This window comes from Pedobacter sp. HMWF019 (assembly GCF_003061025.1).
In the GTDB taxonomy this organism is placed as follows: domain Bacteria; phylum Bacteroidota; class Bacteroidia; order Sphingobacteriales; family Sphingobacteriaceae; genus Pedobacter.
The window spans coordinates 1-10,302 of record NZ_QAIL01000612.1; the positions used below are offsets into that span (position 1 = coordinate 1).

General features: G+C 41.1%; 11 protein-coding genes. 6 read left to right on the forward strand and 5 right to left on the reverse strand.

Annotation, left to right across the window (positions count from 1 at the left end; genetic code table 11):
* The first annotated feature begins 262 nt into the window (after positions 1-262).
* The gene (locus tag DBR11_RS28925) at positions 263-445 is read left to right on the forward strand and encodes a hypothetical protein (protein ID WP_108555989.1); all 183 of its coding nucleotides are present in this window, start codon (positions 263-265) and stop codon (positions 443-445) included.
* Between the two features lie 20 nt (positions 446-465).
* On the opposite strand, the gene DBR11_RS28930 is transcribed toward DBR11_RS28925, so the two are convergent.
* Positions 466-1,311, reverse strand: coding sequence for a hypothetical protein (locus DBR11_RS28930; RefSeq protein WP_108555990.1), 846 nt, complete (start codon positions 1,309-1,311; stop codon positions 466-468).
* A 278-nt stretch (positions 1,312-1,589) separates the two neighbouring features.
* Between DBR11_RS28930 and DBR11_RS28935 the strand changes: the two genes are divergently transcribed.
* The 4 genes from DBR11_RS28935 to DBR11_RS28950 all read left to right on the forward strand — a co-directional run bounded on the left by DBR11_RS28935 (position 1,590) and on the right by DBR11_RS28950 (position 3,187).
* Positions 1,590-1,973 carry a hypothetical protein gene (locus DBR11_RS28935; RefSeq protein ID WP_108555991.1) on the forward strand — a complete coding sequence of 128 codons (384 nt, stop codon included), beginning with the start codon at positions 1,590-1,592 and terminating at the stop codon, positions 1,971-1,973.
* A 94-nt stretch (positions 1,974-2,067) separates the two neighbouring features.
* Positions 2,068-2,394, forward strand: a complete 327-nt coding sequence (locus DBR11_RS28940; RefSeq protein WP_108555992.1) for a hypothetical protein — start codon at positions 2,068-2,070, stop codon at positions 2,392-2,394.
* A gap of 15 nt (positions 2,395-2,409) precedes the next feature.
* Entirely contained in the window at positions 2,410-2,895 is a 486-nt protein-coding gene (locus DBR11_RS28945) for a MauE/DoxX family redox-associated membrane protein (RefSeq protein WP_108555993.1), read from the forward strand.
* 34 nt (positions 2,896-2,929) lie between these two features.
* Positions 2,930-3,187, forward strand: a complete 258-nt coding sequence (locus DBR11_RS28950; protein ID WP_108555994.1) for a hypothetical protein — start codon at positions 2,930-2,932, stop codon at positions 3,185-3,187.
* 46 nt (positions 3,188-3,233) lie between these two features.
* Here DBR11_RS28950 and DBR11_RS28955 read toward each other — a convergent pair whose 3' ends face one another.
* From DBR11_RS28955 to DBR11_RS28970, 4 genes are read right to left on the reverse strand one after another with little or no spacing between them, the layout of a single operon-like run.
* Entirely contained in the window at positions 3,234-4,565 is a 1,332-nt protein-coding gene (locus DBR11_RS28955; protein WP_108555995.1) for a TlpA disulfide reductase family protein, read from the reverse strand.
* 11 nt (positions 4,566-4,576) lie between these two features.
* Positions 4,577-5,935, reverse strand: a complete 1,359-nt coding sequence (locus tag DBR11_RS28960; RefSeq protein WP_158275412.1) for a RagB/SusD family nutrient uptake outer membrane protein — start codon at positions 5,933-5,935, stop codon at positions 4,577-4,579.
* An 11-nt stretch (positions 5,936-5,946) separates the two neighbouring features.
* A complete protein-coding gene (locus DBR11_RS28965) occupies positions 5,947-8,946 on the reverse strand; it encodes a SusC/RagA family TonB-linked outer membrane protein (protein ID WP_108555997.1) in 3,000 nt (999 codons plus the stop codon).
* Positions 8,947-8,981: 35 nt separating this feature from the next.
* Positions 8,982-9,218, reverse strand: a complete 237-nt coding sequence (locus tag DBR11_RS28970) for a hypothetical protein (protein ID WP_108555998.1) — start codon at positions 9,216-9,218, stop codon at positions 8,982-8,984.
* A 663-nt stretch (positions 9,219-9,881) separates the two neighbouring features.
* Here DBR11_RS28970 and DBR11_RS28975 point away from each other — a divergent pair.
* Complete coding sequence (locus DBR11_RS28975; protein ID WP_108555999.1) at positions 9,882-10,100, forward strand: helix-turn-helix domain-containing protein; 219 nt, start codon at positions 9,882-9,884, stop codon at positions 10,098-10,100.
* Positions 10,101-10,302: the final 202 nt, after the last annotated feature.

The window sequence follows — 10,302 nt, forward strand, 5'->3', positions numbered from 1 at the left end:
GCTCAATTGCATAACCGAATCTATACATGGAAAAAATAAAAAACCTTGAATATGTCTTTTCTGGCGCATTAGTACACAATTGGCGCTTTCCGACGTTTTTGTCGTTTTTGGCGCTTTTGTCTTTTTATCAATACAATCAATTGATTTTCTGTAAATTAAAGGTTAATTATTTATTTTTTAACCAACTGCAAGGTAGGTTCCATAAAGGTACTCACCATTTATGCTAGCGTCACTCATCGGTTGCGGTTTAACAAACCAAGACATGAAAAAGATATGTATTTTTCCAAAAGATGCAGCTCAGCTCATTGGGATCAGTGAAAGAGAGGCACAACGATTGTTTCAGGAGATGCGATTGGCCTACAACAAAAAGAAACACCAATATATTACAGTAAAAGAGTTTTGCAGATACACGGGCATTAGTGAAGACCTGATCAACCTGAGCTAAGCTCCCGAACTTCCGGTAGTTCATTGCCGGAAGTTTTTACGCTCCTTATCCCACCAATCCATATTGTTTTTATCGCCAAATGCCTTCAGATAACGGTTTCTATGCCTGGACACTTCATATTCCTTACTAAAAGGTGGCTTAAGCATAACCAGAAGGTTACGCTTTTTATCCTGTTTAACCGATTCAATTAAATCTCCCCTTATGATTAAGTCCCTTGCAGCAAGGAAATACTCATCATTAGGCAAAGCACGCAAAGAAGCAGTAATTGTATTACATGGCCATTGCATATCCCGATTGAATACATCCTTAGCCAGACAAGCTCTAGATTCTAGGTATACCAACCCAATTTCTGTTTTTGATTCCTTGGTAGAAACAGGATTTTCAGCATCTGCTGTAAGTGGTTTATCCAGAGCCAATGATTCTGGAATCGATTCCCAAGGCAATTTTATATAATCTTTATTACAATACAAATTAACAACTAGCACGTAAGGAACAATCAATTTGAATACGAAAGGAAAATAACCTGTTTGAAGGATATCATAGCCATGCAAATGGTAATAATAACCTGCAAAAGAAAATGCCACGATTAAGGGAACGCATATGCCCATTCCTACCTGCATCACTAATCTCAGACCCCACAAATACCGCCAAGGGTACCAGCCATCCAACAGATCATTAACTAGCGCAACCATTTCCAAAAGCAAAAAGGCAATAAACGCGCTAAAAAACAGGGCAATGTAATATGCCCTTAAAGTGAGTAGTTCGAAAATACTTCTATGCTGGCCAAGAGATGAAACAATATGTGCAGCTGCAAATGATATGCAAAGCTTAACTATAATTTTGTAGTGGCTGGGTTTAAGTTTCATAGTGAGAGGCTAAATTCAAATATAATATTTATTTAAAATAAATATTATAACGTATGATAACATTTTAGTTTAACAGTATTAAAAATTTCTAATTTATTATCCATTCGGCTCCACTGCTGTACCATTCGTGAATGCGATGTACCATTCAGACAAAAAACACGTACCATTCAGACAAAACGCTGTAAAAACCTTCTTTAAGCCATTTTAAAGCTCTATAAATTAGCTTTCAATTCACGCACCCCTATGGTGCAAAAAAAGCTGAAACTAATTATAGAATTATGGAAAACAAAAAGTACCCTTTTACAGAAACAGGTTTACAAGACCTTATGCTACACCTTTACTCGCTTCCTGAAACAGAACTCGAAACCGAAGCAGACAACTTACTTAAAGACATTAAAAGCTGGGCCATTGCACACTTTGATTTCGAAGCTGATCAGATAGATTATCTGAACAATCTGGATGAGCAGACTTTAACTTTTATGGCTTACACCACCTATTTCGCTTTGATCAATCAATTACCTGTTACCCTGCAAAAACAGGATAAGAAAGATGAACCTGTTATAAAGATCATCGAAACCAAAAACAAGATCGCTGTGATGTCAGCGAATGACGAAACATCAGAAGCCAGTGGCGAGGTGATCATTAAAGTTTACTATGCATGATAACAAAAGAACAACAACATATGGCTGTTCCCTGAGGACGCTAGCAGGGAGGAGCCTTTATCAACTCCATCCATAAACCCTAAAACAAAATGTTATGAACACAAAAATCAAATCGGGCTTAATAGCCCTGGCAGTTGCGGCGGCAGCCGTAACGACCTTAAACTTTGACGCCAAAAGCGTTAACAAAAACAAAGTAACAGGGCTAACTTACCGGTATCAATTGAATACAGTAAGCGGTGCAAAAGATCCAGCCAACTGGATATTGGTCAGCAATTCCAGCCCTAGCTGTGGAACATCGGGCGAAGTGCCTTGTAAAGTTCATTTTGATACAAGCAGCTACTCGGATATCACCAATTATCTGAGTCAATTCTCTACTGATGAGCAAGTGTCTTCCGGGCCGGGAGTAATTACCAAAGAATAATTTATCCTGAATGATATGAAAGCCTTGAAATTGCATCCACTGATTGTAGATATAGCCTTGGGATTGCTCATGCTATTATTCTCTTACACCGCTATGAGCAAGCTATTGGAACAGGAAATGTTCGTTTTCCAAATGAAACTCTCCCCCTTTCCAATGATGGATAAACTAGCTCCCCTACTCGCCTGGTTTTTACCCACCACTGAATTGCTGATCGTTTGTTTTCTCATTTTTAGAAAGTCTAGAAAACTGGGATTGATTTTATCGATAGCCTTATTAAGTGTGTTTGAGCTTTACATTCTTTGGATGCTTTTTTCAGGGCTTCATTTGCCATGTACCTGCGGTGGATTAATGGCAAAGCTGAGCTGGAAAGGACATTTAGCATTTAACGCCATGTTCATTCTGCTCAGCTTTATAGCCCTAAGGCCAGACAGGCCCAGCCCCAATCCTCTGCACCCCTTCCAAAGAATATTCAACGCGTCGCGAAGCGAGAATAGATTATAGTTAACAGAGTAATTAATTTTAAATCTAAAACGAGATGAAAAGTCTTAAAACCACCTTTCTGGCACTGGCATTAATTGCTGGTGTTTCAGGCGCATTTGTAACCAAAACAGCAAATGCTGCATCAAATGCAAAACAAACCACCTATGATTGGATCCAGTTTGATAGAGCCGGTCACATTATAGGAACATTCACTAACAAAACGGTTGCGCAGGTGATCGCACTTACAGGATGTAATAGTTCAAACCAACTTTGCGCCTCTGCAATTTCAGGGCCTACATTGAGGTACAATTAATTCTGAGATCTTCCCGGCTGGAACCGGGAAGATCTCTTCTGTTTTCTTAAGGATTCAGGTCATCAATAAATAGATGGGGATAAGCATGTTTTTTCTTCTTCAAATCTAAGCCCATGGCATTTAAATAACCCCGCAATACGTCTATGGTTAGTGCCTGACCAGATTCAAACCTCGCCTTTAAATCCATTTCCATATCGATATTAAAACCTATTCCAGTGTCATTTACAAAAGGAAGCTCTTTTGAAAAGAAGGTTGAAAAAATCCTGATTAATTCATCCAGCGATTGGTTCTTAGCTATAAACTTAGCGTCCTGAAAACCATACCCCTTTGCCTGGGTATCTTTAACTCTAAACTGGTTGATCTTATTACTCATTTTTGTTAATACCCAGCAAAGGGTTTCTTTTTTTTCCACTTTAGCGTTCACATTGAAAAACAGACTGAGTTCTTTAACCATAAGACCATAAAATAGATCAGGATTGACCTTTCTGTTAAAAGACAATTCATAGCAAAAGTTGTTCTCTAACTCCCATTTATGAAAATTCTCAATTCCCATAACACTAGCCGAGTTTTCACCACCATAAGGAAAAAAGAATGATGTAGTATCCTTCGTGTTCACATGAATTAAATTACGGTCACTGGGTTTGATCGTCCTTTTCATATAGGCATACCAAATCAAATTTGTCTTTGTTGCATTCCAGGCAAAAAAGCGGGAGGTTTTGCTATTTGTATCCAACGGCACTTCCCCACCGTCTCCAACATTTCTATATGCTGTAATCACAGAGCGGTAAAGAAACGCCGAATCGCGTGTTTTAAGAGGCTTTTCCATATCAAAATCCAATTCTTCGTTCTTTGCTCTCAGTGCCACTTTTTCTTCAAAAGCCTTTTCTATGTTTTTTTCATTGACCTCATAATCATCTGTAATAGCGATAACAACACCATTTTTATCTATCCAGACATTATGAGGAACTACCTTATGCGGAAAATATCTGGTCAATATACTGTCTTGAGAAAGAAACATTAAGTGGTGCCAATCCGGATTTCTCTTCATCACAAGATTAACTTCCTTATCTGTATTGGGTGATACACAGAGCATATGGTATCTGGTTTTATATTTCTCCGCCAGCTGATCTAAATCTGGCATAGCGCGAAGGCAAGGCACACAACTTGTTGTCCAGAAATTAATGATCAGCAAGCCACTACCATACAGTTCAGAAGCTCTTCTTGTTTTAAACTCGCTATTTTTAATATTTTCGATTAGAAAATCCGGAACCTTATCGCCAATTTTCAAAGCCTTAATCTTTTGATCCTGACCATAAGTGCCTATAGAAAAAAGGGTAATCAGTAGTAAAATGATGTTGGTTGTTTTCTTTAAATTCATGATGTTTTTGTTTAATTGTATCCTAAGTTTTGAATAAGCTTGTTGTTGTAATTGATTTCACTTTGGGGGATTGGAAACCATGCCGCTGTTGGCTTCCAGGTATTTTTGTAGCTCCCTAATACCACATTGATGGTTCCGGTTCTTTTAAGATCGATGAAGCGTGCGCCCCATTCGTTAAATAACTCCACCCTTCTTTCCTGAGCTATGGCCTCTAATAGTTCCTGCTGATTCCCAGCAGTAGTATTCAGAAGTCCGGCCCGGTGTCTAATGACATTGAGATCTTCCTTTGCCTCCGGCAATCGCCCAAGCCATGCACGGGCTTCTGCCCGGATCAGATACTGCTCTGATAACCTGAGTGCCATGAGATATTCCGGACTGCCGGAGCCAGCTTCCCTGTTTTTGTACTTGGCAGAATAATGATAGGTTTCTGAAACACCTGCGGTGGTAACTATACTGGCTCCAATCCAGTTTGATTTACGTACATCAGCAGCTTCAAAAGATGCGTAAAGCATATCTGTAATGGGATAAGCTGGCAAAGAAGTATCTGAAGCGGGAAGTAGGATCTCCCCTGAGGCTGCAAATCCCTGTCTTGTCCAAAACTGAAGGATACCCTCTTTGTTACCTGATTTAAATACATCCGCTACTGGATCAAGAGGGAGATATAATCCAGAGCCAATAACCTGACTGGCTTCATTCTCTGCAGCTGTCCAGTTTTTCTGGTTCAGATAGACCCGGGCAAGCATAGCTCCCGCAGCCCATTTATTTGCCCGGGTTTTACCTGGCCCCAGATATACCTCTGTTAGACCTTGCTTTGCGGCCTGCAAGTCAGTGATGATCTGCTGGTACACCTCTGCCTGATCATTTTGCACAGCCTGCCGGTTGCTTTTTGCATTGGTACTGAGCAATAATGGAACACGCCCATACAAGTTAACCAGGTAGAAATATGCATAGGCTCTTAGAAATCTGGCCTCAGAGATTAACTGTGTATTTTTTGATTCCGGCAGGTCCACAGACACTTTCACATTTTCCAGCAAGTCATTGCAGCCATAAATTATGGTATACAGATTTTGCCAAAGCGTAAGGTTTGTGGAATTGGTTACAGATAACCTGCTTTGTAAAAATTCTTTATCGTTTGCCGCTGTAGAGGTTACATTGAGTTCATCTGTATATACACCAATGCTTGTTGTGAAATTGGGCTCAAAGAACTGTTCAAACTGCGCATAGAGATTGCCCAGGGCGGCGGTAGCAGATGTGCTATCTGCAAAGACCTTATCTGTAGTGAGCTGGTTCTTTGGATCCCCAGTTTCGATCAGTTTTTTACAACCCAGGGCCAAAAGGCCGATGAATAAAAGAAAAATATATCGTTTCATATGCATATAGTTTAAAGACCAAGCTGAATGCCCAGCACAAAGGATTTTAAAGGCGGAATATTGGCATCTGCACCACTTTCAGGATCGTACAAGGCAGCATTTCTATTCCAGAAAGTCAATAGGTTCTGTACCTGCAGATTGATCCTGAGCCGGTTCAGTTTATTCCTTTTTAACCAGCTTTCCGGCAGCCGGTAACTCAACTGAATATTTTTAAGCCTGAGATAGCTTGCTTTAAAAAAGTTGGCCGAGGAAAGGCCATAATAGAAATCACGGAATGTAGAGGCTTTAGGAATATCGGTTACCTCTCCCTCCTTTTGCCAGCGCCCGGTTGCCAGGGCGAAATTATTCGTTAGGGTTCCCGGTGAGGTTAAGCTTCCAAACAGGAACTGTTTGGCAAATTGGGCAAACACATCCAGCCCAAAGCCCTTATAGCTAAAACTATTGCCCAGCCCGCCATAATAAGCAGGGTTTTTATCTCCTATGGTGGTATAATAATTCTCAAAATCAGGATTAGAACTACTTCCTCCTGTTTTTAAAGCATACAAAGGAGCTCCTGAAAGTGGATCGGCTCCCAGGTATTTAAAGCCTGTCGCCCTAAGGGTACTCTCGCCAACAGTTAGAAAATTGGAATAACTGGAAGTAGCCAGGTCCGGAAAGCTGAGGAGCCTGTTTTTCAGCAAGGTGATGTTGAAATTTGTAGTCCAAACAAAACGCTCCTTTCTGATATTGTTCGTGTTCAGTTCAACCTCCCAACCAGAGTTTTTAACCTTTGCCGGAAGGTTGGCCTGGTAGCTGTCAAAACCAGTCATCAGCGGCAATGTGTAATTGACCAGCTGGTTGCCGCTGATGTTTTCAAAATGATTGATGGTAAACCGAAGCCGCTCTTTGAACAGGCTGGCTTCTAATCCCACCTCCAGTTTTTTACTGCTTTCCCATTTAAAATCTTCATTGGCAATACGTGCGGGCATTAAGCCCGCGTTTCCCTGATAGATTAAACCCGAAGAGCGATAAGTAGAGAGGAACTGGTCGTCTGTAATCTGGTCGTTACCCGTAATTCCATAACTTGCCCGCAGCTTTGCATAGTTTATAAACGAGAGGTGTTCCGCTGCCCATTTTTCATTGCTAAATACCCAGGCAGCGCCTATGGCGCCAAAGTTCCCGAATTGGTTGTTTGCTCCGAAACGAGAGGAACCATCTCTTCTGGCACTGAGGTTAAGGAGATACTTATCATCGGCATTATAGGTGATCCGGCTAAATACAGAAACGTATTTATACACCAGATCAGTGTAGTTGGCATTTAACTGCCCGGCAGAACTCATATCTTCCAGCATGCTTTCGCTATTAAAGTTTGTGGCGGTAATCAAATGGTTCTCTTTTGTTGAATTCTGCCAGGTGCCACCTACCAGAATGCCGATGGCAGATTTTTTGATTTTGAACGTATAGTCCAGCTGAGGCTCCACAATGATGCTCCGGTTGGCGGTATTGCCAAAATAAGTATAGCTTACCGGCGAGGCATTTGGGTTTCTTGCTGATTTGGGGTTAACCATCACCTGGGTCATTCCAAGTGTATTCAAACCAATATTTGCCTTTATATTCAGCCCCTGAAGGATTTCATAGCCTATCGTGGTATTAGATAGGATGTTGTCTATTTTAGTTTGGCTGGTATTCTGAGTAGCCGCCAGCGGATTATAACCCAATGCCCAGTTTAGATTGCCATTTAAGTCGCGCAGTGGAAAATTTGGAGGCAACAATACAAAACTGGAAAAAGCTTCCCGGGGGTTTACCCCCTTGTTTTCTTCTTTGGTATAGGATAATGAAGATTGTATACTGAACCGCTCATCTGCAGAATGGTGATCCAGGCTTAAGCGCGTACCGCCCCTCTTGTAATCGTTGTCTCCCATCAGTACAGAAGTTTCGTTCCTGTAATTTGCCCCTATAGAAAAGCGGTTTTCCATCGTTCCTCCAGATACCGTAGCGTTGATCGCAGTTGTTCTGGCGGTATGCCCCATCACATATTTTGCCCAATTGGTAGAAGTTTTGTTATCCCAAAGGGTTAAATCAGGTGCATAGCTGTAAGATGTAGGATCAGAAGAGGGTATCAAGCCATCATTTTTAAAGGCCTCACGCCGGATATTCAAATAATCATCCAATCCCAGCAGTTTCGGCATACTGGCCACCTGTGAAAAGCCCTGAGCAATATTCACATCGGTTTGAACACTGCCCACCTTAGCTTTTTTAGTGGTGATCAATACGACCCCATTGGCGCCTCTGCTGCCATAAATGGCCGTAGCATCCGCATCTTTAAGCACGTTGATGCTTTCAATATCACTGGGATTGATGGAATTTAATGGACTGATTTCCCCAACAATACCTTCTCCCCCTAAAGGCGAATTGCTCACTAAAGAAGATCCGGGAAAAGGCACCCCATCTATAATGTATAAAGGATTGGTTCCGGCGGCAATGGAGCCTTTGCCCCTGATCTGGATATTGATGTTGCCACCAGGCAAACCGTTGGTGGTTTGTACATAAACCCCGGGCATTTGACCGGATAGCGCGGAGAGTACATTGGTGACGGGCTGGTTTTCGATTTGTTTAGCGGTAATGGTAGAGATGCTTCCGGTGTTGAGCCTTTTAGTGGTTTCTCCGTAGCCAATGATTTGGACCTCGTTTAAATTGTTGTCTTTAGGCTCGAGTTCAATGACGAGCGGTTCTTTTAAGGGCATCCTGATTTCCAGGTATTCTGTCTGGTAGTTTTCCAGGAATACGGCGAGCCTGTAGCGGCCGGCTGGGAGGTCTAAGGGGAATTCGCCTTGCTTGTCCGTGAAGAGCGTGAGCGCGGTATTGATGTTTTGGATGGCGGCGCCTTCCAACGGCTCACGCGTTTTTAAGGAGATGACCTTCCCCTTTACCTGAGCCTGTTTAGAGGACGGTGGAGGATTTTTCTGCTGGGCGCTGGTCGGAAAATTTAGGCATAGCGTGGCCAGTACGATGGTTTGAATCGTTTTTTTCATGTGATATGTTGGTTAGTTTGTTTTTTTCTCTTTTTCTAGGATTGCTGCTTGGTGTAGTTCATGTACATGGTCTTTAACAGTTCATCCAGGCTTTCGTAGAAAGAAAGCAGGTTAAACCATTCTTCTACGCTTAGTATTTCCGTACGATTGGCTACGGTACTGAGTTTAAAGAGCTGCCATAGTAAGGCGCCGCAGTCATTCTGGTCGTAATCTGTAAAGAAACCAGTGATTTGTGGGTTGTTAAAGCATGTAGCTTTGTTCGTTTTCTCCATAAAAGAGGGTAAGCATTTGGATTTTTTGTTGATTAATCAATTGAATTCCGAGGCTAGATTCCTGCCTACGCAGGAATGACGGGCTCATGATGGAGCTAATCTGGGGGACAGATGATGAGGATGTAACTGGTCATATGGATTTGGTTAGTTAATTGAATTGCAAATGGTAGGACAATTCTGGAGAGGTCTCCAAAATTTTGGAGGAGAGCAGTTTGGTTGGAGTGGAGTGGCTTTGAGGCGGTGATAGAGGCCTTGCGGATAGCACCGCGGGTAAGGCAAGAAGAGTGAAAAATTTGGTTATTCATTGCTCCTTCTATATGGAATATCTGAACAATGAACCTAGGGGAAAATCAATGAGCCACCCTCCGTACGCTTATACACCCCCTAGGAGAGGTAGAAATATTTCTATTTCTTTAGCACGCAATACGGAGAGTGGCCCATTTCTACAAATATATAGAAAACGGGCATTCACTCAACCATACCTTGCGTGCTTGTAGATTTCCTAGGTCTGTATAAGCAAGGTTCTTTGTTCGAATACCTAACATATCCAATGTGTTATATCACACATTGAATCCTATGTAAATGTAGATAAAGGATTTGTAATTGTGGCAATATTGCCACGAATAATTTATCTCATTTGTTGCAATTTCCCTCAACAACACAATGAAGGCAGATTATCAAAAGCATTTTTCTAATATTGGTCAAAATCTACTTAGATTAAGAACAGAACAAGGATTAAGTCAACAAGAATTGGCTAACAAGTGTAATGTAGATCGAGCAAAAATTAGCAAGTTGGAAAATGGAAGAGTTGATTTTATGTATTCAACACTTTTAGATATTGCAGACGCTTTAGGTGTCGATGTAAGTAAACTTCAATCCTAACTCATTTCCTTTATTAACTTATCTAAGTTTTTTTTAGATCCCAGTGAATTTCAAGATATTTATGCAATCTGTTATCGATTTCGCATTCAATAAAATAGGTCGTGAGTAGAATTTTAGATAATTTAATTTTGTATTTCTAGTTCTTATCTATGAACAAAGAAATTTGTTATTCTTGTATAATATTAAACCAACTAAATTAATG

What these genes read in the sequence shown, in the direction of transcription:
- DBR11_RS28940 (WP_108555992.1), top strand. Translation starts at nt 2,068, where the DNA reads ATGAACACAAAAATCAAATCGGGCTTAATAGCCCTGGCAGTTGCGGCG.
- DBR11_RS28965 (WP_108555997.1), bottom strand. Translation starts at nt 8,946, where the DNA reads ATGAAAAAAACGATTCAAACCATCGTACTGGCCACGCTATGCCTAAAT.
- DBR11_RS28955 (WP_108555995.1), bottom strand. Translation starts at nt 4,565, where the DNA reads ATGAATTTAAAGAAAACAACCAACATCATTTTACTACTGATTACCCTT.
- DBR11_RS28975 (WP_108555999.1), top strand. Translation starts at nt 9,882, where the DNA reads ATGAAGGCAGATTATCAAAAGCATTTTTCTAATATTGGTCAAAATCTA.
- DBR11_RS28945 (WP_108555993.1), top strand. Translation starts at nt 2,410, where the DNA reads ATGAAAGCCTTGAAATTGCATCCACTGATTGTAGATATAGCCTTGGGA.
- DBR11_RS28935 (WP_108555991.1), top strand. Translation starts at nt 1,590, where the DNA reads ATGGAAAACAAAAAGTACCCTTTTACAGAAACAGGTTTACAAGACCTT.
- DBR11_RS28950 (WP_108555994.1), top strand. Translation starts at nt 2,930, where the DNA reads ATGAAAAGTCTTAAAACCACCTTTCTGGCACTGGCATTAATTGCTGGT.
- DBR11_RS28925 (WP_108555989.1), top strand. Translation starts at nt 263, where the DNA reads ATGAAAAAGATATGTATTTTTCCAAAAGATGCAGCTCAGCTCATTGGG.
- DBR11_RS28970 (WP_108555998.1), bottom strand. Translation starts at nt 9,218, where the DNA reads ATGGAGAAAACGAACAAAGCTACATGCTTTAACAACCCACAAATCACT.
- DBR11_RS28960 (WP_158275412.1), bottom strand. Translation starts at nt 5,935, where the DNA reads ATGAAACGATATATTTTTCTTTTATTCATCGGCCTTTTGGCCCTGGGT.
- DBR11_RS28930 (WP_108555990.1), bottom strand. Translation starts at nt 1,311, where the DNA reads ATGAAACTTAAACCCAGCCACTACAAAATTATAGTTAAGCTTTGCATA.